Annotated in this window: 21 protein-coding genes; 14 read left to right on the forward strand and 7 right to left on the reverse strand. The window is 45.0% G+C overall.

What is annotated here, in order from left to right:
* Positions 1-52: 52 nt before the first annotated feature.
* The 9 genes from mltG to L0660_RS04295 all read left to right on the forward strand — a co-directional run bounded on the left by mltG (position 53) and on the right by L0660_RS04295 (position 10,329).
* Positions 53-1,090: an endolytic transglycosylase MltG gene (gene mltG, locus L0660_RS04255; protein WP_235158310.1), complete on the forward strand. Its 1,038-nt coding sequence runs from the start codon at positions 53-55 to the stop codon at positions 1,088-1,090.
* A complete protein-coding gene (locus tag L0660_RS04260) occupies positions 1,090-1,503 on the forward strand; it encodes a thioesterase family protein (RefSeq protein WP_235158311.1) in 414 nt (137 codons plus the stop codon). Before mltG ends, L0660_RS04260 begins: the two co-directional genes overlap by 1 nt.
* A 10-nt stretch (positions 1,504-1,513) precedes the next feature.
* Positions 1,514-2,452 carry a YihY/virulence factor BrkB family protein gene (locus tag L0660_RS04265; RefSeq protein ID WP_235158312.1) on the forward strand — a complete coding sequence of 313 codons (939 nt, stop codon included), beginning with the start codon at positions 1,514-1,516 and terminating at the stop codon, positions 2,450-2,452.
* A 102-nt stretch (positions 2,453-2,554) separates the two neighbouring features.
* Complete coding sequence (locus L0660_RS04270) at positions 2,555-3,547, forward strand: glycosyltransferase (protein ID WP_235158313.1); 993 nt, start codon at positions 2,555-2,557, stop codon at positions 3,545-3,547.
* 30 nt (positions 3,548-3,577) lie between these two features.
* Positions 3,578-4,204: an L-threonylcarbamoyladenylate synthase gene (locus L0660_RS04275; protein WP_235158314.1), complete on the forward strand. Its 627-nt coding sequence runs from the start codon at positions 3,578-3,580 to the stop codon at positions 4,202-4,204.
* A 103-nt stretch (positions 4,205-4,307) separates the two neighbouring features.
* Positions 4,308-4,967 (forward strand): WbqC family protein, encoded by a 660-nt coding sequence (locus L0660_RS04280; protein ID WP_235158315.1) that lies wholly within the window; start codon positions 4,308-4,310, stop codon positions 4,965-4,967.
* A 65-nt stretch (positions 4,968-5,032) separates the two neighbouring features.
* Complete coding sequence (locus tag L0660_RS04285; RefSeq protein ID WP_235158316.1) at positions 5,033-7,573, forward strand: ATP-dependent Clp protease ATP-binding subunit; 2,541 nt, start codon at positions 5,033-5,035, stop codon at positions 7,571-7,573.
* 155 nt (positions 7,574-7,728) lie between these two features.
* Positions 7,729-9,411, forward strand: a complete 1,683-nt coding sequence (locus tag L0660_RS04290) for an alpha/beta hydrolase-fold protein (RefSeq protein ID WP_235158317.1) — start codon at positions 7,729-7,731, stop codon at positions 9,409-9,411.
* A 33-nt stretch (positions 9,412-9,444) separates the two neighbouring features.
* Positions 9,445-10,329, forward strand: a complete 885-nt coding sequence (locus L0660_RS04295; protein WP_233795724.1) for a sugar phosphate isomerase/epimerase — start codon at positions 9,445-9,447, stop codon at positions 10,327-10,329.
* A gap of 70 nt (positions 10,330-10,399) precedes the next feature.
* Here the strand turns inward: L0660_RS04295 and atpH are convergent, their stop codons facing one another.
* The 6 genes from atpH to L0660_RS04325 all read right to left on the reverse strand — a co-directional run bounded on the left by atpH (position 10,400) and on the right by L0660_RS04325 (position 13,654).
* Positions 10,400-10,936, reverse strand: coding sequence for an ATP synthase F1 subunit delta (atpH, locus tag L0660_RS04300; protein ID WP_235158318.1), 537 nt, complete (start codon positions 10,934-10,936; stop codon positions 10,400-10,402).
* A gap of 23 nt (positions 10,937-10,959) precedes the next feature.
* Positions 10,960-11,454, reverse strand: coding sequence for a F0F1 ATP synthase subunit B (gene atpF, locus L0660_RS04305; protein WP_235158319.1), 495 nt, complete (start codon positions 11,452-11,454; stop codon positions 10,960-10,962).
* Between the two features lie 143 nt (positions 11,455-11,597).
* Complete coding sequence (atpE, locus tag L0660_RS04310; protein ID WP_026630873.1) at positions 11,598-11,861, reverse strand: ATP synthase F0 subunit C; 264 nt, start codon at positions 11,859-11,861, stop codon at positions 11,598-11,600.
* Positions 11,862-11,905: 44 nt separating this feature from the next.
* Positions 11,906-13,000, reverse strand: a complete 1,095-nt coding sequence (gene atpB, locus L0660_RS04315; protein WP_233795727.1) for a F0F1 ATP synthase subunit A — start codon at positions 12,998-13,000, stop codon at positions 11,906-11,908.
* A gap of 24 nt (positions 13,001-13,024) precedes the next feature.
* Positions 13,025-13,384 (reverse strand): hypothetical protein, encoded by a 360-nt coding sequence (locus L0660_RS04320; RefSeq protein ID WP_233795728.1) that lies wholly within the window; start codon positions 13,382-13,384, stop codon positions 13,025-13,027.
* Positions 13,385-13,405: 21 nt separating this feature from the next.
* Positions 13,406-13,654: an AtpZ/AtpI family protein gene (locus tag L0660_RS04325; protein ID WP_233795729.1), complete on the reverse strand. Its 249-nt coding sequence runs from the start codon at positions 13,652-13,654 to the stop codon at positions 13,406-13,408.
* Between the two features lie 132 nt (positions 13,655-13,786).
* Between L0660_RS04325 and L0660_RS04330 the strand changes: the two genes are divergently transcribed.
* The 4 genes from L0660_RS04330 to uvrC are packed head-to-tail and all read left to right on the forward strand — an operon-like array spanning position 13,787 to position 21,325.
* Positions 13,787-15,988: a tetratricopeptide repeat protein gene (locus tag L0660_RS04330; RefSeq protein WP_235158320.1), complete on the forward strand. Its 2,202-nt coding sequence runs from the start codon at positions 13,787-13,789 to the stop codon at positions 15,986-15,988.
* A gap of 51 nt (positions 15,989-16,039) precedes the next feature.
* Positions 16,040-18,337: a penicillin-binding protein 1A gene (locus L0660_RS04335; RefSeq protein WP_235158321.1), complete on the forward strand. Its 2,298-nt coding sequence runs from the start codon at positions 16,040-16,042 to the stop codon at positions 18,335-18,337.
* Positions 18,338-18,355: 18 nt separating this feature from the next.
* Positions 18,356-19,489: a glycerate kinase gene (locus tag L0660_RS04340; protein ID WP_235158322.1), complete on the forward strand. Its 1,134-nt coding sequence runs from the start codon at positions 18,356-18,358 to the stop codon at positions 19,487-19,489.
* An 18-nt stretch (positions 19,490-19,507) separates the two neighbouring features.
* Positions 19,508-21,325: an excinuclease ABC subunit UvrC gene (gene uvrC, locus L0660_RS04345; RefSeq protein ID WP_233795733.1), complete on the forward strand. Its 1,818-nt coding sequence runs from the start codon at positions 19,508-19,510 to the stop codon at positions 21,323-21,325.
* Here uvrC and L0660_RS04350 read toward each other — a convergent pair.
* A complete protein-coding gene (locus L0660_RS04350) occupies positions 21,292-22,566 on the reverse strand; it encodes an NAD(P)/FAD-dependent oxidoreductase (protein WP_235158323.1) in 1,275 nt (424 codons plus the stop codon). The genes uvrC and L0660_RS04350 overlap by 34 nt on opposite strands.
* A 92-nt stretch (positions 22,567-22,658) precedes the next feature.
* Between L0660_RS04350 and L0660_RS04355 the strand changes: the two genes are divergently transcribed.
* Positions 22,659-23,711: a saccharopine dehydrogenase family protein gene (locus L0660_RS04355; protein WP_235158324.1), complete on the forward strand. Its 1,053-nt coding sequence runs from the start codon at positions 22,659-22,661 to the stop codon at positions 23,709-23,711.
* Positions 23,712-23,725: the final 14 nt, after the last annotated feature.

The raw sequence follows: 23,725 nt of genomic DNA on the forward strand, positions 1-23,725 counted from the left end.
TTAAACACAAAAGCCGACGGCCGCCTGCCGGAAGCCGATAGCCGTATCACTTATGTCGCGTAATTTCAAAGTAGGGTTGTTTGTAACAATTGCCATTCTGACTACAACATTCACGTTTTATTTCTGGCAGATATTCAAAACGCCAAACCTGCAAGCGGATAAAGAGACAAGCTTTGCATTGCTTATTCCTGAAAACGGGACTTATAAAGGCGTGCTTGATTCGCTGAATAAGCATGACGTTATTAATGATCACATTTCATTTCAGTTTCTGGCAAAGCTTCTGAACTATCCTGACAAGGTAAAGCCGGGAAGATATGTCATTAAGCCAAAGTCAAGTAATTATACAGTGGTTAAAAAGCTCGCGGCGGGAAACCAGGATGCTGTGAAGCTGACTTTCAACAATATCAGGCTGAAAGAGGATCTTATCAAAAGAATCGGCAGTCGGTTCGAGTTTGGAGAAGAGGGTTTCAGAAAAGCATTGAACGATCCGGCCGTTTGCAATAAATACGGGCTGGATACACTGACGATCGTTTCCATGTTTTTACCAAACACTTATGAAATATACTGGACAACCGGCACGGAGAAATTCCTGGACAGGATGCACAGTGAGTATAAAAAATATTGGAATGAGGAAAGAACTGCAAAAGCAAAAGCCATCGGATTGACGCCCGAGCAGGTATCGATCCTGGCTTCCATTGTGGAAGAAGAACAAGCGCGGAAAGTAGACGAGCGGGCCAAAGTGGCAGGGCTTTACATGAACCGCCTGAACGCCCAGATGCCTTTGCAAGCCGACCCAACCATTAAATTTGCTTTGCAGGACTTCGCTATCAAACGGATTTTGAATGGGCAGCTTTCGATAAAATCTCCTTACAATACATATGTCAATGTGGGCTTGCCTCCCGGCCCGATCCGCGTTGCAGATCTTAATTCGCTGAATGCTGTGCTGAACTACGAAAAGCACGATTATGTATATATGTGTGCAAAGGCGGACCTTTCGGGTTACCATGCTTTTGCCACCAATTATTCGGACCACCTGAACAACGCAAGAATGTACCAGGCTGAGTTGAACCGACTCAAAATCATGAAATAATGTTCATTCACGAAGTTAAGGGCATTCGGGTCCGGTATGCGGATACGGATCAGATGGGATATGTGTATTATGGAAATTATGCGCGCTATTACGAAATAGGAAGGGTGGAGGCATTGCGGAGCCTGGATTTTCATTATAAGGTGATGGAAGACGAAGGGGTTATGATGCCGGTTTACGAAAATCATTCTCGCTACATTAAACCTGCCCGCTATGACGATGAACTGAGTATCCGCGTTATTTTGCAGGAAATGCCGGGCATAAGGGTCGTTTTTCATTATGAGATCCGTAACCAGCTGAATGTGCTTCTTAATACCGGCGAAACGACACTGGTGTTTCAAAGACGCGACAACGGAAAACTTTGCGTGGCCCCTGAAAAGCTCCTGAATAAGCTGAAACCGTATTTTGCAATTTAATTAACTGCCTATGCTTGAGAAACTGTTGAAGAACCGTCATGTGAAGCGGCTAATTGTCTGGTTGCAGCAGACCGTTTTTCTGGGCGGGACAGTTTCTCTGTACGAAATTCTGGTGAACCTGGTAAGGAGCAACCGGAAATACGACATTGACCAGCGCGCTTCCGCGGTTGCTTACAGTCTTACGCTGGCGGCTTTCCCGGCCATTATCTTCCTTTTTACATTAATCCCCTACATTCCCATCGAGCACCTGGATCAGCAGATCATGGAGCTGCTGCGCGAGAATATTCCGAGCGGCATTTATGAGGACGCCGACCAGACGATCATGGACATTATCAGCAGGCCCCGGAAAGGCGTGCTTTCGTTCGGTTTTATTTTTGCCATGATCGCGTCGACGAATGGAATGATGTCTCTGATGCGGTCATTTGATATGGTGTATGATGACAACGATACGCGTGGTTTTCTGAAACTGCGCGGCATTGCTACACTGCTCACATTGCTTTTGATCCTCGTGCTTTTCCTGTCAGTAATCCTGCTGATCGTGGGTGATGCAGTAATGAATATTCTGAGCGATTGGAACATTTTGCGCGACACCTGGATGATCAGCTTGCTGAACATTACCCGCTATCTGATCAGTTTTGGCTCGTTAATGCTCACGATTTCGATGATTTACAGGTTTGCACCCTCGCATGGAAGGCAATTCAGCTTTATCAACGCCGGCGCTGTCATTGCTTCTGTGCTGATCCTTTTTGCTACTTACGGCTTCTCCTTTTATTTGTCTCGTTTCAGCTCCTATAACAAACTTTACGGCTCCATAGGAACCATGATTGCGTTAATGATCTGGCTTTATCTGCTAGCCTTCGTGATCATTCTTGGGTTTGAAATCAATGCGGGAATTAACACAGCAACCAGGGCCAAAGCTATCTCCAAACGCGGACCTACCGCAAAATAACTACTTTTCTGACATCGCCTCAATGTTGCTAGTTTTGTTCTTTACGGCTTCATTAAGAACTAAAAAAGTGGCTGAACGCCCTGAATTGCCCTTCGTGTTGAGATGAAAGAAAAGGAGAATCCATTGGTGACTGTTATCCTGACAGCCTATAATCAGGAAAAATACATTGGCGACACACTCGCATCGGTCTTTAACCAAACTTACCCCAACCTCGAACTAATTGTCATCGACAATGCCAGCGCCGACGATACGGTGGCGGTCATCCAGACTTTCAAAAATCCTTCCCGGAATTTTTCATTGGTCAAAAACAGAAGAAACTCCGGCTTGTGCGCCGCCTTCAATTACGGGCTATCCATTGCAAAGGGTAAATATGTAATCGACCTTTCGGGAGACGATGTGCTGATGCCCGATCGCATTGAAAAACAGGTGGCAGCTTTCGAATTGCTGCCGGAGAATTATGCGGTTATTTTTTCCAATGCGCAATACATTGATTCAGCCGGAAAAAAGCTTGGTAATCATTACGAAGTGGATGCGCAGGGCAGCGCGGTCAGGCCGATTCCTTCGGGTGATGTCTATAAAAAAGTGCTGGAACGTTACTTCATTTGCACGCCTACCATGATGATGCGTACGAGCACGATGCTTGAACTCGGCGGCTATGATGAAACGCTTACATTTGAGGATTTCGACTTTTGGGTGCGCTCGGCTGCCAAATTCCAATACTTTTATCTGGATGAAATTCTTACCCAAAAGCGCATCGTGCCTTCATCCCTTTCTTCCATGGTTTATAAAAAAGGAAGCGGCATGCTGGCCTCATACTATGCAGTCTGCAACAAAGCTTACGACCTGAACAGAGACCAGCAGGAATTCGATCTTTTGGCTGCACGCATCCGTACATTTATCAGAAAATGCTGGTATGCACAAGAATATGAACTTGCAGTTCGTTTTCGGGTTTTGCTGAACTACATTGAGAATCCGGGATGGCAAACCGAACTCGTTGTTTTAATGTGCAGACTTCATCTTCCTGTTAATTTTGCCTATCGTTTTTATATCAAAAACTTAAAAAAAGCGCTTGGTCAGGAAGGTTTTAGCTTTTAGGATTGTTATTTTAAAAAGTTATTATTGCCTATGCCTGCTGAATTTATAAAAATTTACCCGCAAAATCCTGACGAAAGAAGAATCCGCCAGGTCGTGGATGTGCTTAGAAATGGTGGTCTGGTGATTTATCCTACCGACACGGTTTACGGGCTCGGATGCGATATTTATAATTCCAGGGCTGTCGAGAAAATCGCCCGTATCAAAGGGATTAAGCCTCAGAAAAACGATTTTTCCTTTATCTGCTACGATCTGAGCCACATTTCAGATTTTGCCCGCGTTGATAATTCCGCATTCAAAATCATGAAGAGGGTTTTACCGGGTCCTTACACATTCATTCTGGAAGCCACCAGCGCAGTTCCCAAACTTTTAAATACCAATAAAAAAACGGTTGGAATCCGTGTCCCTGACAATAACATTGCCCGCCTGATCGTGAAAGAGCTTGGTAATCCCATTGTCACGACTTCTATCAAAGACGACGATGAGATCATCGAATATTCCACTGATCCTGAGCTGATATATGAGAAATTCCAGCACCAGGTGGACATTGTTATCGACGGCGGATACGGCGGGAACATTGCTTCGACGATCGTGAAATCGGACAGTGACGGATTCGAGATCATACGGGAAGGGCTGGGCGATACGAGTATGTTTTTATAGGCCGAAATTGTAATGTTTTAAGTTCGTATGGTATAATGCTATCCGGGCGAAATATTTATTATAAATTTTTTGATAATATGGTGAGGCTTTAGCATATTTGATAGTGTCAGAAATTGAGAGTAACAGTAAGGAAATTAGCGGAATACGGATCGAGTTACAGTATTTGCCTTGTATAGCGTATTTTACAAGTTTATTAAAGTACGACCGTATTTATATTGACATTGAGGAACGGTACGTAAAGCAGACCTATCGAAACAGATGCAGTGTACTAACTGCTAATAAAGTAGACCAGCTGACAGTTCCGGTTCAGAAGTACGAGACAGCCGCCCCCACGAAAGACATTAAGATCGACTACGGCCAGGATTGGCTCCGCCGTCATTTAGGCTGCCTGCAATCAGCTTACGGAAAATCACCGTTCTACGAGTTTTACGCCCCGGAGCTTTTGCAGATATACGACAAAAAATTAGCTTATCTCGTCGATTTGAATTATGAATTATTGACAATTTGTCTTAGATTGGTAGGAGTTAAAAAGGATTTACAGTACAATTTGTCAGGTTTGGAAATGGAGGAAAGCAGCGTTTTTAATGCTATTTCCCTCATTAACAATAAGAAAAGCGACTTTTCACCCGAATATTATAAGCCAGAGCCTTATTACCAGACATTTGGGAATGATTTTGTAAGTAACTTGAGTATTATCGATTTACTATTTAATATGGGGCCGGAAGCAAGGAGTGTTTTGTTAAGATCCTGTAAGTTCCAGTAAAGCTATTTTGAACAAACGAGGATCAAGTAGCGTTTAGAATATTAAACACTTTTTATTGCTGCATAATGGAAGCAAAATTTTCGAATAGAGTGAAAGAAGTAATCACGATGAGCCGGGAAGAAGCCCTTCGCCTCGGTCATGATTACATTGGAGCAGAGCATTTGTTGTTAGGAATGATTCGTGAAGGAGACGGCGTGGCGATTGGCTTATTAAAGAAGCTTGGCGTTTCACTGGACGATGTCCGACAGACCATTGAGCAGGCAACAAAGGGCGCAGCGACCAATAACGTTAAGAATTTACAAAATATACCCCTGACAAGACAGTCGGAAAAAGTTTTGAAAATTACCTATCTGGAAGCCAAAATTTTTAAAAGTAATTTGATCGGGACAGAGCATTTGCTGCTTTCGATTTTGCGTGATGAAGATAATGTTGGCACCCAGATTCTTCATAAATTTAATGTTAACTACGAAGTCATCAAAGAAATGTTAGAATATCAATCATCAGGATCCAAACCTCACATGGGGCCGGAGACCGAAGACGGAGATGATGAGGCAAGAGGAGGCATGTTCGGAGGAGGAAGCGGCTCTGCATCTGGTAAAGAATCGAAAGGAGCAGAGAAATCACGGACTCCGGTGTTGGATAACTTTGGACGCGACCTGACCAAAATGGCCGAGGTTGGTAAACTGGATCCGATCGTTGGACGTGAAAAGGAGATCGAACGTGTAGCCCAGATCCTTAGCCGTCGTAAAAAGAATAACCCGATCCTTATCGGTGAGCCCGGTGTGGGTAAAACTGCGATTGCAGAAGGTCTTGCACTAAGAATTGTTCAGAAAAAAGTGTCGCGTGTACTTTTCGGAAAACGCGTTGTAACATTGGATCTGGCTTCTCTGGTTGCAGGAACAAAATACCGCGGTCAGTTTGAGGAAAGAATGAAGGCTGTAATGAATGAACTGGAAAAATCTCCGGATGTGATCCTTTTCATTGATGAGTTGCATACGATTGTAGGCGCAGGTGGCGCTTCCGGTTCGCTGGATGCTTCCAACATGTTCAAACCTGCATTGTCACGCGGAGAAATCCAGTGCATCGGCGCTACGACATTAGACGAATATCGTCAGTATATTGAGAAGGACGGTGCATTAGCACGTCGTTTTCAAATGGTGATGGTGGATGCAACTTCGATTGAAGAAACCATTCAGATCCTTGAAAACATTAAGGATAAATACGAAGATCACCACCATGTGAACTACACGCCTGAATCGATCAGCACGGCTGTTAAGCTTTCTGAAAGATACATTACAGATCGTTTCTTGCCGGATAAGGCGATCGACGTTCTGGACGAAGTAGGAGCTAGGGTTCACATTAGCAACATTACAGTTCCGGAAGACATTCTCGTTCTTGAAGAGCAGATCGAAAACATCAAGCAGGAAAAGAACAGGGTAGTTAAGAGCCAGAAATACGAAGAAGCGGCACAACTGAGAGATCGTGAGAAGAAATTGATCGATCAGCTTGACCGTGCGAAGCTGGCTTGGGAAGAAGAAACGAAACAAAAACGTTACACCGTAACCGAGCATAATGTAGCCGAAGTGGTAGCAATGATGACGGGCATTCCGGTAACAAATGTTTCCATGGACGAAGGCAAGAAATTGCTGAACATGGCTGACGAACTGAAAGCAAAAGTTATCGGCCAGAACCCTCCGATTGAAAAGCTTGTGAAAGCAATTCAGCGCACGAGGGTAGGTTTGAAGGATCCTAAAAAACCAATTGGATCATTCATCTTCCTTGGACCAACGGGTGTAGGTAAAACTGAGTTGGCAAAAGTGCTTTCCACTTATCTGTTTGACAAAGATGATTCTTTGGTTCGGATCGATATGAGCGAATACATGGAGAAATTCAGCGTATCGCGTTTGGTAGGAGCGCCTCCGGGATATGTGGGTTATGAAGAAGGTGGTCAGTTAACTGAAAAGATCAGACGGAAACCTTATAGCGTAGTCCTTCTGGATGAGATCGAAAAAGCGCACCCGGATGTGTTCAACATTCTGCTGCAAGTGCTTGACGATGGAATTCTGACAGACGGTCTGGGACGCAGAGTGGATTTCAGAAACACGATCATTATCATGACTTCAAACATTGGAGCGCGTGACTTGAAGGATTTCGGATCCGGCATCGGTTTCTCGACCAAAGCAAAAACAGAGAATCAGGACGACATTATGAAAGGCACCATTCAAAGTGCACTTCGTAAAGCATTCTCTCCTGAGTTCCTGAACCGTTTGGATGATGTGATCGTGTTCAACTCACTGCAACGTGAAGATCTGCACAGAATCATCGACATTTCGCTGGGTAAATTGTTTAACCGTGTGAAAGGTTTGGGTTACGAAATAGAATTGACAATTCCTGCGAAGGACTTCCTGTCGGAAAAAGGTTACGATCCGCAATACGGAGCGCGTCCTTTGAACCGGGCGATCCAGAAATATCTCGAAGATCCCGTAGCAGAGGAAATATTGAAAGGTGATTTGCGCGAAGGCGATGTGCTGGTTGCCAATCACGAAGAGAACAGTGAACAACTTGTTATCAGTGTTCGTAAAAAAGAAGAAGAGCTTGCCAACTAATCGGCGGATCTTTTAAAGTAACAATGCTTGAAGAGGCGGGTCATTTGATCCGCCTCTTTTTTTGTTAACATTCATTATCAAGAATGAAATGCAGATTTTAGCAAATAGTCGTTATGATTTAGTTTATATTTAGCCCAAGAAAATTATCATATCAAATGACTGTCAAATTCCGGAATCAAGCAGTTCTAATTGTACTGGGCTTACTGCTGGGCTTTACCAATTTACAAGCGCAAAAGCTTGCTACCGGCCCGCAAGTCCTGACTTTCTTCTCAGACGCCGACGACACCGAGCAGCCATATGGCCTCTATCTTCCCAAGAATTTCGATGAAAATAAAAAATATCCGCTGGTAATTATGCTGCATGGCGCTGGTTCCAATCACCGTTTGGACTTGCGTCGTGTTTTTGGAAAAAGCAATGCAGAGGACGAGACAGATAAAGAAGCAACCCGCTATTTTCCACAATGGGAAGATGTAGATTTCATTGTTGCTGCGCCATTTGCAAGAGGAACAGCAGGTTATCAGGGCATCCCGGAAGAGGACGTTTACGATGTGTTGGACGATGTAAAAAAGCGCTTTAAAATCGATGAAAATAAAACCTATCTCACGGGCTTGTCCATGGGTGGGGGAGGAACGCTTTGGCTCGGACTGACAAGGCCGGACATATGGGCAGCAATAGCGCCTGTTTGCCCTGCGCCGCCGAACGGAACGTTCGATCTGGCAGCCAATGCATTGAATTTTCCGATCCACTTTTTCCATGGCGATGCAGATCCCGTGGTTCCTGTTGCGGACACGCGGAAGTGGGTGCAGCATCTGCAGGATATTGGAGTGGAAGTGAGTTATAAAGAGTTTGTGGATGTCAAACATGACAGCTGGGTAAGTGCCTATGACAATGAATTTATCTTCGAATGGTTCGGCCACGCCGAACGTAATCCGTTTCCTGATCGAGTGAAGTTTGTCAGCAAGCAATACAAATACAATAAGGCATTCTGGGTTCAGTTTGATAAAATGAACCTGGGAACGCTGGCAGAGATCGACGCCAATCTGAACAAGCCCAATGCTGCGACTATTACTACGAAAAACCTTTCTGCATTTACGGTCAACCTGAAAGGTCACCCGAAATTTAATGCGGCAAGCAATGTAACGTTCAGCATAGACGGAAAAGCGCTTTCGGCGAAAATGGACAGCTCGGTTTCATTCGTGAAAAATAATAATGTGTGGGCAGTGGCTACAAGTCCCATTGCGACGGGTTTGGTTAAGAAAAAAGGAGCAGAAGGCCCGATATACGAAGCATTCTCAACCCCTCATATTTACGTGTATGGCACTGCTGACAATCCTTCACCCGAAGAGTTGAAAAAGCGCGTAGACGCTGCCACGAATGCCGCGAACTGGTCCTATTACAGAGGTGAATTTGTAGGCAGGATCATGTTCTTTCCGAGGACTTTGTCTGATAAAAATGTGCGGCCAAGCGATATAGAGCATGGCAATTTGATTCTGTTCGGGACAAAAGAAACCAATTCGCTGATTGCAAAATATGCAGACCGGCTGCCGGTGCATTTGAATGCTGCTGATAAGTCACATGGCCTTTTTTACATATTCCCTGTGGATAAGCATTATGTGGCGGTAAGCTCCGGTTTGCCGTGGTGGACTGGCGCGGATAATAAGGATGCTGCGTTCATATCTCCTGTGCACCGCAGGCTTCCGGAATTCAAGGACCTGTTTTTCTTTAAAGATTCGTCCACCAATGTGATTGTCGACGGAAACTTTTCGGAAGACTGGAAAGTGACGGACGAAATGAAGACGAAGCTTTCCAATTCAGGAGCAATTACGATTACCAAATAAATATAACCAACCCCAATTTTCGACAGAAAACAAATGAATTACAACGAGAAGATTTCACGGAAATCATTCATGAAAGCGAGTGCTTTTATGTTGGCAGCTCCTATGCTTTCAAAATTTGATTTGACGGCTAAGGCATCCTCTAAGATCGGTTTGCAGCTTTACACGCTACGGACAGACCTTGCGAAGGATTTGGAGGGGACATTGAAAAAAGTTGCTGCGATCGGATACAAGGAAGTTGAGCTTTTTGGATATAACGACGGCAAATTTTTTGGAAAAACACCAAAAGAATTCAAAGCGATCCTGGACGGCCTGGGACTAAACCCCGTAAGCGGACATTATGGCGCAGGTGTTCAGATGAAAGACCAAAAAGGCACATTATCCAACGACTGGCAGCGCGCGGTTGACGACGCAGCTGCTATCGGGCAGAAATACGTGAACTGCGCTTATCTGACGGACGGCGAAAGAAAGTCAATTGAAGATTATAAGAAATACGTTGACCTGTTTAACAAATCAGGAGAGGTTGCTAAGAAAGCAGGTTTGCAGTTTGGTTATCACAACCACGATTTTGAGTTCAAGAAAATGGACGGCCAGCTTCCTTACGATTTGATTGCTAGCACGGATCCTGACTTGGTTAAGCTTGAATTGGATTTGTACTGGATCGTAAAAGCAGGTCTTGATCCGGTTGATTTGTTCAAAAAATATCCGGGCCGTTTCCCATTGTGGCACGTGAAGGATATGGACAAAACCGATCAGTCTTTCGCAGAGGTGGGAACTGGTTCTATCGACTTCAAAAAGATCTTTGACGCGCGCAAAATCGCTGGTCTGCAGCATTTCTTCGTGGAGCAGGATGTAGCGAAGCGCCCGGCTTTGGAAGCGATCGACATCAGCTTCAAGAACGTTACAAAAATGAAAGTATAGCAACATTTGGACATAAAAAAAGACCTGGCCGCATAGCAGCCGGGTCTTCCAAATTATGCAGATAAAAATATCAGTTTACAAACTGTAATTTAAGCTCGTTCAAACGGCTTCTCAAAGATGCGTCGATCTGACGGTCATCGATTTTCAGCACATATCCACCGATCAGATTTGGATCGATTTTCTCAGCCAGCTGCACGGTGCGGCCGGTTTTTGCAGTAACCATGTCAGAGAATTGCTTGCGAAGCTCATCCGTAAGCGGGATAGTTGTGGTAACCGTCGCTCTCTGGATTCCCTGGTTCAGGTTATAGCTTTTGATAAATTCGTTTGCTATTTCGTCAAGGATCGCCTCCCTGTTTTTCTTGGTAATGATGGTGAAAATCGCGTAGGAAACCGAATTGACACGCGTTTCAAATAGCGCTTTCAAAATATTCAGTTTCTTCTCGTGACGCACAACCGGGCTTTTCAATGCAAGCATTAAGCCCCTGTTTTTCTCAGCCGTATCCTTAAATAAAAGCATATCCTGATAAACCGCTTCCAGAACATTCTGTTCTTTGGCTAGCTCGATCAGCGACTTTGCATATCTGGAAGCAACTATACTTACTGACATTGATTTTTAATTTAAGGGACTAATTAGTTTAAGCGGGCAGAGGAAGCAAGGTCTGCGATCAGTTTTTCCTGTGCTTCTCTGTCTTTCAACTCGCGTTGTAAAACCTTCTCAGCAATTTCAAGGGAAAGAACAGCAACCTCTTTTCTGATTTTCGTAACGGCCATTTGTTGTTCGTTACGGATTGCTTCACGTGCGCTGTCGATCATTTTTTGTGCTTCAACAGCTGCCTTATCTTTTGATTCAAGGATGGTGCGGTCAGCCGCATCTTTCGCATCACGAAGGATCTGATCACGAACGGCGTTTGCTTCTGCGATTAGTTTTTCGTTGTCCGATTTCAATTTAATCATTTCGGCTCTTGTTCTTTCTGCAAGATCAAGTGCGCCCTGGATTTCATTTTCACGGTCTTTAAGGCCTTTAATGATTGGTTTCCAGGCAAATTTGGCTAAGATGAAAACAACCAGCAAGAATACAACCAGCATCCAGAAAATAAGGCCTGGGTTTGGAGTAAGCAATGACATAGTATAATGAGTTTTGAGTGTAAGAACCGCTCTCTTTTATTTCTTAAAAAATCGTGGAAGCCTAATGCTCCCACGAAGAATTTCAATGTTACCTCAGCCGCCTAATGCAAAAGAAGTAAGGGCCCGGGGCCCAATGTTTTTTACTACAGCTTGAACGAAATCAGCAGACAGATAACCGCTGCGAAAAGCGCAACCGCCTCGATAAGAGCGGCGATGATAAGCATTGCAGTCTGGATAGCACCAGCAGCTTCTGGCTGACGAGCGATACCTTCAACAGCGCTTCCACCGATTCTACCAATACCAAGACCAGCACCGATAGCAGCAAGACCAGCGCCGATTGCAGCACCGAATACAGCTAGACCAGCACCACTTTGTTCTGCAGCTTGAAGCAAGATTTGAAACAACATAATTGTGTTTGTTAAAATATATAATTAATAAAAAAGAGATTCAATCAATGTCCGTGATCTGCATGGCTGTGCTCTTCAATAGCACTTCCAATGTACATGGACGACAAAAGGGTAAAGATAAATGCCTGGATAAACGCCACCATGATCTCGATAAAGTTGAGGAACAAGGCGAAAAGCGAAATAACAGGAGCGATCACAATGCTTTGGAAAATAAAGATCAGACCGAAAAGACTCAAAAGGATAATGTGACCTGCTGTCATGTTTGCGAACAACCGGACCATGAGAGAGAAAGGCTTCATAAACACACCTACGATCTCAACCGGAATCATAATCAGCAACAATGGAATGGGAACGCCATCTGGCTTTACAAGGTGCTTATAATAATTGCCATTTGCATTCAGGTGAACTACGATGAATGTCAGAACGGCAAGCGTCATTGTAATAGCAATGTTACCCGTCACGTTGGCCGATCCCGGAAGCAAACCCAGAATGTTGTTGACCAATATAAAGAAGAACAATGTCAGCAGGTAAGGAAGGTATTTTTCGTATTTAGGGCCCACATTAGGCTTCACAACATCATCGCGGATGAAAAGGATAATGACCTCCATGGCGGATTGGAAACCTTTCGGTGCCTTACCCTTGCTGTTTTTGTAGTAACCTGCAATGCTGGTGAAGATCAGGATCAGAATCACCGCGCTCAGCATCATGGATGCTACGTTCTTGGTGATCGAGAAATCATACACAACGCGGGACTCGTCAACAGGGACAATCGTCTCAGCATCACCGTGAACCAGGTGATAACCATTGTATTCGTGGTGCTCGTTGTGAAAGTTCGAAGATGAGAAAACTTCAATTCCGCGATCTGCTGAATAAAGAATTACAGGAAGCGGAAGAACCACGCCATGCGTGATTTCCCACTCATGGGAATCAGCAATGTGGTGCATGATCATCTGACCAATATTGAACTCCTCTTCTGACTCTTCAAGATTATGTTCAATTTTATGCTCTTGCTCATTAATGCCTTCAACCAACTTTTCAGCCTCGTGCTGGGTAGGTTCGTCCGCCCTTGCAGGAACATTCAAAAGGCAGGTTGCCGCAACCAGGGCAGTAGTAAAAAACAGTCTCAAATGGGTGTACATAAAGGCTTGAAATGCTATGCTTTGTCAATTGCGGCGCAAGTTACGATACAAACCATATATTTCAAAGCATGTATAAAATAAATAGAGTGCAAAAAAGTTGGTAATAAATAGGAATGAATCACTTAGCCCCTTGAACAAAAATAATGCAATGAAAATCAGGCTGAGAATGATCCTTCCGACGATGACTGCAATGTAAAAAGTGACAAATTTTTCACGATTGTTTCGAAACCCGATCTCCATCAGGCGATGGGCGAAAAACGAGAGCCCGAAGAAGAATACCAGAATGTACCATATATAAGGGTGCAAAAAGCGGTCGAAGTGAAAATGCTGAGCAAGGAAAAATGCAATTCCGATAATGATAGTAGCAGCAACTGTTCGTAACATGCGTGGCGCTTTAAGTGCAATCTATTTTTTTGTAAAACCTTTGATCAACATATATAATGAACCTGCAATCGACAGCAGCGACAGCACCAGCGTCCAGACCGGAACATCATTTTGCTGCCATTCGTCGAGCTTATAGCCCCCGTAAGTGAAGATCAGAATGGTCCCGAGCATTTGGGTGGCCATGCCGGAATATTTCAGGAAACCCGAAGATTGTTTTTGCAGCGTCCTTTTACGCTCTTCCTTTGCCGCATCATCATTGTTCGTTTCCATGTAGTTGCCGGATTATATGAGGCAAAATTGCTTCAAATTTTACAATTGCGCTTATCTTCGATACGTAATTATTTAAATTACCGTTTTAGATTTGCTTATAAGAAGACCAAAGACATCCCTAACTTCATATTTGTGACCAACCGTTTTGCCCTCCACATCTGCCGCACAGCCCTTTCACTAACCATGATCAGTTTGGTGGCAAGTTGTTCGCAGTTCAGTACAAGACCTGCGGCGGTCGGTTTCCACAATCTTTCCGCACATTACAATGCCTATTTCATCGCCGAGCAGGGTCTTGCCGAGGCGGAGTTTCAAATGAATAAGGCTTACAAAGAAAACTATAACGAATTGCTGCCCATCCTGCTGCCCATGGACTCAGTGCTTTCCCTGCCGGTAAAGCCGCAGTTGCAGGATGCCATTAAAAAAGCGTCCATAGTTGCCGAAAAGCACCAGAACAGCAAATGGGTTGACAACAGTTATATCGTCCTTGGTAAATCCAGATTATATCTCGGCGAATGGGCAGACGGGCTTGAAGCATTGCGCTATGTATATGCAAATGGCAAGGATGAAAATGACAAGAACAATGCGCTAATCCTGCTTATGCGGGCTTACATTATCAGAAAGGATTTTTCCAATGCACTGGGTGTGGCCGAATATTTGAGCCAGCAGCCGCTCAGCAAAGCATCGACCCGCGAATTTTATCTTACCAAAGCCTACCTGCACCAGCAAAACGGAGAATATCTGACTTCCGTGGCGATACTGGAAGAGGCATTTCCGCTCCTTAAAAAATCTACCGAAACAGCCCGTATCCACTTTGCGGCCGCTCAGATGTACGACCGCCTGGGACAGTATGGACTGGCGAATAAGCATTATAAAAGTGTAAGTAAAAATCGGCCGGGCTATGATCTGGGTTTTTATTCTGCCATGAATTCGCTTCAAAATGAAGTTGTGCTGAACCCCAAAAAGGATCTGGATGATGTCGGTTTCGATAAAATGCTTCGTGATCGCAAGAATGCAGACCTGAACGACAAGATCTATTTCACCATGGGCTTGTTGGCTGAGCATAGAAAGCAGATCCCCGAGGCCATTGGTTATTTGCAAAAGGCCGTTGCAGCCTCAAAAGGAACAAATATGGAGCAGAAAGCTTACAGTTACCTGCAACTCGCGCGAGTCAACTATGAATCTTTGGAAAAATTTGAGTTGTCAAAAGCATATTATGACAGCGCACTTACCATTCTGCCGCAGCAAGCGCCTGAATACAAGCTTGTTTCAGAGAGAAAAAGGGCGCTGGATGAGTTTGTAAAGCATTATAGCGTTGTAAATACAGAAGACAGTTTGCAAAAGCTGGCGCAAATGAACCCTGCCGCGCTTGATAACCGGATAGATGCTATTATTGAAGCGCAGGAAGCCGCAAGAAAGGAGCAGGAAGCAAAAGAAAGAAAAGCAATGTTGGCCGCTCAGAACACGAATGTTCAAAGTGTGCAAAACCCGCTGATCAATGGTGGCGAACGCAGGTGGGAGCTTTACGATCCGGCACTGATTAATCAAGGACGGACAGAGTTTAAAAGAACCTGGGGTAACCGTCCTTTGGAAGACGACTGGCGCAGGAGCAGCCGGCAAATGCGCTCACTGGCCGGTAATGATCCGAATGCACCCGACTCACTTGCTGCACAGACCGAAGTCATAGCCGACAACAGCCTGAAAAAGGGCACACCGGAATGGGACGCTTTGCACGCATCTTTAAAACAAAATATCCCTCTCACAGAAGGACAGATGGCCGATTCTCAAAAGAAAAAAGAGGATGCACTTTATAATCTGGGCAAGATTTACAGGTTCGATTTGCAGGAATCGCAGCGGTCAATCAACACATTCGAGCGTGTTCTTACTGAATATCCTAAAACTCAATACAAGGAAGAGCTTTATTATCTGCTTTATCTTACCTATGAGGCTGATAATGGTAAAAATACATGGAAAAACAAGCTGTTCGACGAATATCCGACTTCCACCTATGCCCGGCTTGTTGGTAAGGCATCCGACAGTAACCTGGCCGGTTCGGGAAACCCTGTGAAGGAATATGAAGCTGCCTATGCCCTTTATTCAAAAGGTGATTATACCAAAGCACTTGATGATATTGAACAAAATCTTCCGGCTTATAAAGGCCACGCTATGGAGGACAAATTTGCGCTTTTACGCGTTTTCCTGATCGGCAAAGTGCGCGGCAAAGATGCTTACACACAGGCCATTGCAGAATTTATGAGGTTATATCCTTCCAGCATCTATCTTCCAAGGCTCAAAGAGATGCAAGAGCTGAATTCGCTTTCCATGGGAAAGAGATAATTGGCCGAAATTGTATATTTGTCTGTTTACAATTAATTAACTCCGTTTTATATGCTTGAATTCCAACCCGGAAAGTATCGCCGCACCATAATCCGTCTCTGGCGGACTATCGGAATTGGACTGGGTCTGTTTATACTTTACATTGTTGCCGTCAGCTTTAACTTTTTCTGGTTATTCGGCGGAATGCCCGATTTGAAAACACTTGAAAACCCTAAAAGTGAACTTGCATCCGAGCTGATCAGTGAAGATGGGAAGTCATTGGGTAAGTATTTCTTCGAAAACAGAACGCAGATTGATATTTCGCAGATTTCTCCCAATCTGATAGACGCGTTGGTTGCTACTGAGGATGCGCGTTTTGTGAACCATTCGGGGATAGATCCAAGAAGTTTGTTGCGTGTTTTCAAGGGTGTTGTTTCCAGAAATTCGAGCTCAGGCGGGGGAAGTACGCTCACGCAGCAGGTTGCCAAAAACCTTTTCAACACACGTTCAGAGGAATTTGAAGGCCTTTTGGGAAAAATTCCTTTGGTAAGAATTGTAATTGCAAAGACCAAAGAATGGGTTTTGGCTGTGATCCTGGAAAGGAAATATACCAAACAGGAGATCATGCAAATGTATCTCAACACAGTTTCCTTTGGTAATAACACCTACGGCATCAAGGTTGCTGCGAAGACATATTTCAATAAAGAGGCATGGGATCTGAATGTCACAGAAGCTGCATTGCTGGTTGGAATGCTGCAAAACCCAACGCTGTTCAACCCATTGCGCTTCCCTACCAATGCTATGAACCGCCGAAATACGGTTTTGGCGCAAATGACCAAATACGATTACATCCCGAGAGAAGATTTTGAGAGATATAAGGAAAAGCCCCTGGGCATCGATTTTAATGTAGAAGGCCATAATACAGGGTTAGCGCCTTATTTCAGGGAATCCATGCGGGGTTATCTGAAAAGCTGGGTGAAGATGTATAATGAGGAGCATGATATGAATTATGATCTGTATACCAGCGGTTTGCGCATTTATACTACCATTGATTCAAGAATGCAGCGTTACCAGGAGGACGCGCTGACCGAGCATATGAAGGGACAGCAAAAGCTCTTTGACGAACACTGGAAAGGTCGTAACCCCTGGTCATTTGATAACGGAAAAGAAATTCCGGGTTTCCTGACAACAGCCGCTCGGAGATCACCACATTTCATCTCATTAAAGCGTGATCTGGGCGAGGAAGAAGCTTGGAAAATAATGCGTAAGCCTTATAAAATGAAGGTTTTCTCATGGAATGGGGAAAAGGAAGTGATGATGAGCCCGATCGATTCAATTGCATATTACAAGCGGTTTTTAAGAGCGGGTATGATGTCAATGGATCCAAGAAACGGCCATGTTAAGGCTTGGGTAGGCGGCATCAATTTTAAGTATTTCAAATATGATCACGTTAAGCAGGGATCACGGCAGCCGGGCTCTACATTCAAGCCTTTTGTATACGTTTCGGCATTGGACAAAAACTTCCTGACGCCTTGTGATCACGTAACGGATGCCCCGATTTATTTTGGTCCTTCCGACGGTGTGCCCGGCGGTTGGTCTCCTAAAAACTCCAACAATAAATACTCTTACCAGTCACTTTCACTGCGTCAGGCTTTGGGTAAGTCTGTGAATACGGTCAGTGCTTATCTGATAAAAATGGTGAAGGCCAAAACCGTGGCTGAGTATGCGCATAAGCTGGGCATTACTAGCAAGTTGCAGGAAGTTCCTTCGCTTTGTCTTGGGATCAGTGATGTATCGGTTTTTGAAATGGTAGGCGCTTACAGTGCATTCGCCAACGGCGGCCACAGGACTGAGCCTATGACCATTCTCCGCATTGAGGACCGTTATGGCAATGTTTTGCAGGAATTTTTCCAAAAGCAAAATCAGGAAATCAGTGAGAATATGGCTTATAATATGCTGTATCTGATGCGTGGAGCCGTGGAAGATCCGGGTGGAACGGCTGGAAGGCTGAGACAATATGGCGTAACCGAAGGCAACGAGATCGCGGCTAAAACCGGAACAACTTCCAATTATTCGGACGGCTGGTTCATGGGCATGACACAACATTTGGTATCCGGAATCTGGGTTGGAGGAGAGGATCGCAGCATTCACTTCCGGACCATTGCCTACGGGCAAGGTGGCCGCATTGCGATGCCGGCCTGGGGAATGTTTATGCAAAAGGTTTACAAAGATCCCACGCTGGTTCAATACAGAAAAGAACCTTTCAAAAAACCTGAAAATTACGTGCGGGAATGCGGCGGCGTGTCCACCGACAGCACCGACACATATGTTCCACCTTCCCGCTCAGACGACGAAGGCGTGTTGTTTTAATGGGATAATGCACTGATTGTGAACATTCTAGTTGCACCTGACAAATTTCGCGGCTCTCTTGAAGCAATTGACGTTTGCAGGGCGATCGAAGCGGGTATTTTACTTGCTTACCCCGATGCGAATGTCACAACCATCCCGCTAGCTGATGGTGGCGAGGGAACAGCGCAAATCCTGACACGCCAAGCACGAGGTAATACCATCCGCATTGAAGTAAGTGATCCGTTAGGGCGTTCAATTACAGTTTCTTACGGCCTGTCCGGTGATGGGCAAACTGCCTATATTGAGATGGCGGCTGCGTCTGGTTTGGCATTGCTGTCTCAGGAGGAGCGCAATCCGTTGCTAACCAGCACATACGGGACTGGTCAACTCATCAAAGATGCCTTGGACCGCGGTGTTCAGCAAATTATTTTAGGCATAGGCGGAAGCGCTACGACCGACGGTGGTATGGGCATGGCGGAAGCATTGGGCTATCATTTTTATGATAAAAACAATGTGCAATTGCCTGCAAAAGGTGAATCGATGCATGAGGTCGCGCGTATTGACGAAACTGAAAAGGATCGCCGTTTAAATGCAGTTTCCATCACCGTTGCTTGCGATGTTACCAACCCACTTTACGGTCCAAATGGCGCCGCACACATTTACGGTCCGCAGAAAGGTGCCGATCCCGAAATGGTCGAATTGCTCGACAATGGCTTGAAAACTTTGAGTGAAATTGCTTCAAAAACTTTTGGAAAAGACATTAGTAACCATCCGGGCGCAGGTGCTGCGGGTGGCTTAGGTGCAGGTTGTCTCTGGTTTTTAAATGCAGTCTTGAAAGACGGCGTGAGCATTGTTATTGAGCAAACGCACATTGCCGAGCGCATTAAAGATGCCGATCTGGTTCTTACCGGCGAGGGTAAGGTCGACGAGCAGACATTGGCAGGTAAAGTTGTAAAAGGACTGGCCGATTTTTGCAGCATAAACCAGGTTCCGCTGGCTGTGGTTTGCGGCACTTTGCAGATTACACCCGAGCAAGTGCGTGATGCTGGCATAACTTATGCAGTGTCCGTTTTGAACCGGCCTATGGATCTTAATCAGGCCCAGGCAGATGCTTTTGAGTTGGTTAAGGACGCAACTTTTCATCTTGTGCGGTTGTTTTTTTCAAATAGATAAGGTCCAGAAATTTATTCAATGTCTGAATTCAATTATAAAGAAGAACTTTCAAAAATTCCGCTTGATCCAGGTGTATATCGCTATTTTGATGAAACCGGGGAAGTAATATATGTGGGTAAGGCAAAAAGCCTCAGAAGCAGGGTTTCGAGTTATTTCCTGAAATCCAATCAGCACGACCGTAAAACCAAACGGCTCGTAAGTCAGATCCGCCGCATTGAATACACCATTGTTCACAGCGAATGGGATGCATTATTGCTTGAAAATCAGCTTATCAAGCAGTTGCAGCCGAAATTCAACATTCTCCTTAAAGACGATAAAACATACCCTTTCATATGCGTTACGCAGGAGCGCTTTCCGCGTGTGTACGTGACGCGCAACCTGGACAGGACTAAGGGCACTTTTTACGGGCCATTTGCCAGTTTGCGGACCATGCACACACTCCTTGATATGTTCAGATCGCTTTACACCATCCGTTCGTGCCAGTTGCCGCTTTCGCAGGCGAACATTGAAGCAGGGAAATTTAAAGTTTGTCTGGAATACCACATTGGCAACTGCAAAGGCCCGTGCGAAGGGTTGCAGGACGAAGCCGAGTACAATGCGGAAATCGAACAGGTCCATAATATCCTTAAAGGCAATTTATCGCTGCCGCAACAATATTTTAAAGACAAAATGTTGAAAGCTGCCGAGCAAATGGAATTTGAAAAAGCACATTCCTGGAAAACGAAAATCGAAAGCCTTTCTAATTTCCAAAGTAAAGCCACTGTTACGAATCCGAAGATCGGGAACATTGATGTGCTGACCATCGTGTCCGATGAAGAAGCCGCTTATCTCAATTTTATGAAAATAAAACAGGGATATATGGTTGCTACACAGACCATTGAAGTGAAGAAGAAGCTTGATGAAAGCGATGCGGAGATCCTGGCATTAATGATCGTCGAAATGCGTTCCAAGTTTGGGGCCGAAGCCAAAGAGCTGATCTCGAACATTAAACCCGATTTGGAAATGCGCCTGGAACTGACTGTCCCTCAGATAGGTGACAAAAAGAAGCTGCTCGATATGTCCATGAAGAATGTGATGTATTTCCGCCGCGATAAAGCCGAGCGCAGGGAAGTGGAAGCATCTGCGACTTCGTCCAAAAAAGACAGGATTCTAATCCGTTTAAAGGCAGATTTGCAATTAAAAACGCTCCCTAGGCACATTGAATGCTTCGATAACTCCAACATTCAGGGTACGAACCCGGTTGCTGCCATGGTTTGTTTTAAGGACGGAAAGCCTTCTAAAAAGGACTACCGGCATTTCAACATTAAAACCGTGATCGGCCCCAATGACTTTGCATCCATGAACGAGGTGGTAGGAAGGCGTTATCTCAGGCTGATTGCAGAAGAGCAGCCGCTCCCGGACTTAATAGTGGTGGATGGTGGAAAAGGTCAGCTTGGCGCTGCCTGTGATGCCTTGAAAAATCTGGGTATATATGGCCAGGTGCCCATTATCGGCATTGCTAAAAGGTTGGAAGAAATCTACTTTCCGGAAGATTCCCTGCCGCTTTACATTGATAAAAAATCTGAATCATTGAAGCTCATTCAGCAGATCCGCGATGAAGCGCACCGGTTCGGGATCACGTTTCACAGGGATAAGAGAAGCAAAGCCAGCCTGATCAGTGAACTGGACGGTGTGGACGGCGTAGGTAAGGTGACGGCTGCGAAATTGCTCAAATTCTTCGGGTCTGTTCGTGGTATCCGTGAGAGTTCATTGGAACAGTTGGCGGGGCTCGTCGGGCTTGACCGGGCGAAGAAGGTAAGGGCTTACTTCGATGCTATGGCAGACAATGTTGAGTGACCGGCCAGGTTTTTGCCGGCAATGTATCCGGTTGTCCAGGCATTTTGAAAATTGAATCCGCCTGTAATGCCATCAATGTCAAGCACTTCTCCTGAGAAATATAAACCTGGGACTGCTTTGCTTTCTAGTGTTTTATGATCAATGTCGTTCAGGGAAATTCCGCCGCATGTCACGAACTCTTCCTTAAAAGTAGTTTTTCCTTTTACATCAAACTGACTGTTTGTCAGTAATTCCGTAAGCCGGTTCAATGCTTTGTTCGTCGCATCTGACCAGCGCAGCTCGTCCGGAATTTCTGATTTTGCAACGAACGCTTTCCATAACCGTGCGGGAATGCCCAACCTTGCATGCGAGGAGATTTGCTGTTTCGGCGTTTTGGTTTTTTCACCCATCAAAAATTCCCTGACCTGCTGCTCATTCATTTGAGGAACCCAATTGATCTTGCAAATAAAATTGTAATCCTTTTCCGCAAGATCGCGTGCGCCCCAGGCCGACAGTTTCAGAACGGCCGGGCCACTAAAACCCCAATGTGTTATCAGCAGCGGGCCTTGCCATTCATGTTTGGTTCCCGAAATTTTCACAAGAGCATCCTGAACTGAGACACCGGCCAGCGGCAGAAGATAATTGCCGGGTGTGTTAAATGTAAAAAGAGATGGAAGCGGGTTAATGATCGTGTGATCATGCGTTTGAAGCCAATCAAATCCGCTCGCCTTCGGATAGCCGCCGGTTGCAATTAGCAGTTTATCCGCATAGAGTTTTTCATCATCATTTAGCTGAACCGAAAAACCTTCACGGCCCTCCCCTGTAATTTTAGAAAATGACTGAACAGACGTGCTCGTTCTGATCTCAATGTTGAGGTTACGAGCCGTTCTGATCATGCATTCAATAATCGTTTGTGAAGAATCTGTAACCGGGAACATTCTGCCATCGGGCTCGGTCTTCAATTTCACACCCTTATTCTCAAACCAACTGACGGTGTCCTTCGCATCGAAATGATGCAGCAATTTCCGAAGCAACTTTTCACCACGGGGATAATTTTTAATAAAAAAACGCAGATCGGACGGGTTATGCGTCACATTGCAGCGGCCACCGCCCGACACCCGGACTTTGTTCAAAACCGTCTTATTCTTCTCCAAAATCACAATTTTCGCGTCCGGGTTCTCTTCTGCCGCCGTTATAGCAGCCATAAACCCGGAGGCGCCTCCACCCACAATGACAATCTGCATAGCACTTCTATTCATCATACAAAAATGACATGTAAGTTTTAAAAACTGCTATTTCTTTTCATATCTTTCTCCACAGCTAAAATATTTGCAACCTAAATGTTTGACTATACATGCAAAAAATCCTCGTTATCGGTCTCGGAAAAGTGGGGTCTCTCGTCGGGACTTTATTGAGTAAAAAATTCAATGTTACCGGGGTTGATAAAACCCAACCTGCTGTGCTGCTTCCATTTCCTGTAATCCCCGGCGACATCAGCAATCCGGAATTTCTGGAACAAACACTTGCCGGGTTTGATGCAGTTGTATCCTGCATGCCTTATAATCTCAACTTACCCATCGCGCGTAAAGCCTGCGAGCAGGGAATACATTATTTCGATCTGACCGAAGACGTTGCCACGACCGCCGCGATACGGGAAATGGCAAAGGAAAGCAAGAGCGTGCTTGCACCGCAATGTGGCCTGGCGCCTGGTTTTATTGGCATAGTAGGGATGGATCTTGCCAAACGTTTTACCAAATTACGTGACATCGAACTGCGCGTAGGCGCTTTGCCACGCTATCCGAATGGTTTGATGGGCTATTCTTTTACATGGTCTCCGGCGGGTGTCGTGAATGAGTATATCAATGATGCGGAAGTGATCCACAATGGCGTCCGGAAGATGGTTCCTTCATTGGAAGGCATTGAAATGATCAATATAGAAGGGCAGGAGTTTGAAGCTTTCATCACCTCAGGAGGTTTAGGGACTATGTGTGAAACATTGGAGGGGAAGCTGGATACGCTGAATTACAAGACGATACGATATCCCGGACATTGTAGCCTGATGCGTTTCATGCTTTACGAACTTTGCTTGAAGGATAAGCGCGAACTGATCGAGCAAATATTGACAGAGGCAAAACCGCCTGTGCAGCAGGATGTTGTTTACGTTTATGCAGTTGTTGAAGGCTGGAAAGAGAACCGGTTGGAAAGGGAAGAGTTTTACCGGGCATACCATCCCATTGAGATCGACGGGCAACATTGGCGCGCTATTTCCTGGACAACTGCCGCCTCCATTGCTTCGGTTGTAGAGATGGTTGCAAATGGCGTGTTACCCAGTAAGGGTTTCATTCGTCAGGAAGATATTTTATTGCAAGATTTCCTTCAAACGCAAAATGGTTCGTTTTTTAATTGAGAAGGAACATTACA

Origin of the sequence: Dyadobacter sp. CY351, from assembly GCF_021502625.1 — a bacterium.
Lineage (GTDB): Bacteria > Bacteroidota > Bacteroidia > Cytophagales > Spirosomataceae > Dyadobacter > Dyadobacter chenhuakuii.

Bases quoted from the DNA above. Each gene is read 5' to 3' on its own strand.
- L0660_RS04290 (WP_235158317.1), top strand. From the start codon at position 7,729: ATGACTGTCAAATTCCGGAATCAAGCAGTTCTAATTGTACTGGGCTTA.
- L0660_RS04335 (WP_235158321.1), top strand. From the start codon at position 16,040: ATGCTTGAATTCCAACCCGGAAAGTATCGCCGCACCATAATCCGTCTC.
- atpE (WP_026630873.1), bottom strand. From the start codon at position 11,861: ATGTTGTTTCAAATCTTGCTTCAAGCTGCAGAACAAAGTGGTGCTGGT.
- uvrC (WP_233795733.1), top strand. From the start codon at position 19,508: ATGTCTGAATTCAATTATAAAGAAGAACTTTCAAAAATTCCGCTTGAT.
- mltG (WP_235158310.1), top strand. From the start codon at position 53: ATGTCGCGTAATTTCAAAGTAGGGTTGTTTGTAACAATTGCCATTCTG.
- L0660_RS04325 (WP_233795729.1), bottom strand. From the start codon at position 13,654: ATGGAAACGAACAATGATGATGCGGCAAAGGAAGAGCGTAAAAGGACG.
- L0660_RS04270 (WP_235158313.1), top strand. From the start codon at position 2,555: ATGAAAGAAAAGGAGAATCCATTGGTGACTGTTATCCTGACAGCCTAT.
- L0660_RS04320 (WP_233795728.1), bottom strand. From the start codon at position 13,384: ATGTTACGAACAGTTGCTGCTACTATCATTATCGGAATTGCATTTTTC.
- L0660_RS04295 (WP_233795724.1), top strand. From the start codon at position 9,445: ATGAATTACAACGAGAAGATTTCACGGAAATCATTCATGAAAGCGAGT.
- L0660_RS04275 (WP_235158314.1), top strand. From the start codon at position 3,578: ATGCCTGCTGAATTTATAAAAATTTACCCGCAAAATCCTGACGAAAGA.
- L0660_RS04355 (WP_235158324.1), top strand. From the start codon at position 22,659: ATGCAAAAAATCCTCGTTATCGGTCTCGGAAAAGTGGGGTCTCTCGTC.
- L0660_RS04285 (WP_235158316.1), top strand. From the start codon at position 5,033: ATGGAAGCAAAATTTTCGAATAGAGTGAAAGAAGTAATCACGATGAGC.
- atpF (WP_235158319.1), bottom strand. From the start codon at position 11,454: ATGTCATTGCTTACTCCAAACCCAGGCCTTATTTTCTGGATGCTGGTT.
- L0660_RS04260 (WP_235158311.1), top strand. From the start codon at position 1,090: ATGTTCATTCACGAAGTTAAGGGCATTCGGGTCCGGTATGCGGATACG.
- atpH (WP_235158318.1), bottom strand. From the start codon at position 10,936: ATGTCAGTAAGTATAGTTGCTTCCAGATATGCAAAGTCGCTGATCGAG.
- L0660_RS04350 (WP_235158323.1), bottom strand. From the start codon at position 22,566: ATGATGAATAGAAGTGCTATGCAGATTGTCATTGTGGGTGGAGGCGCC.
- atpB (WP_233795727.1), bottom strand. From the start codon at position 13,000: ATGTACACCCATTTGAGACTGTTTTTTACTACTGCCCTGGTTGCGGCA.
- L0660_RS04265 (WP_235158312.1), top strand. From the start codon at position 1,514: ATGCTTGAGAAACTGTTGAAGAACCGTCATGTGAAGCGGCTAATTGTC.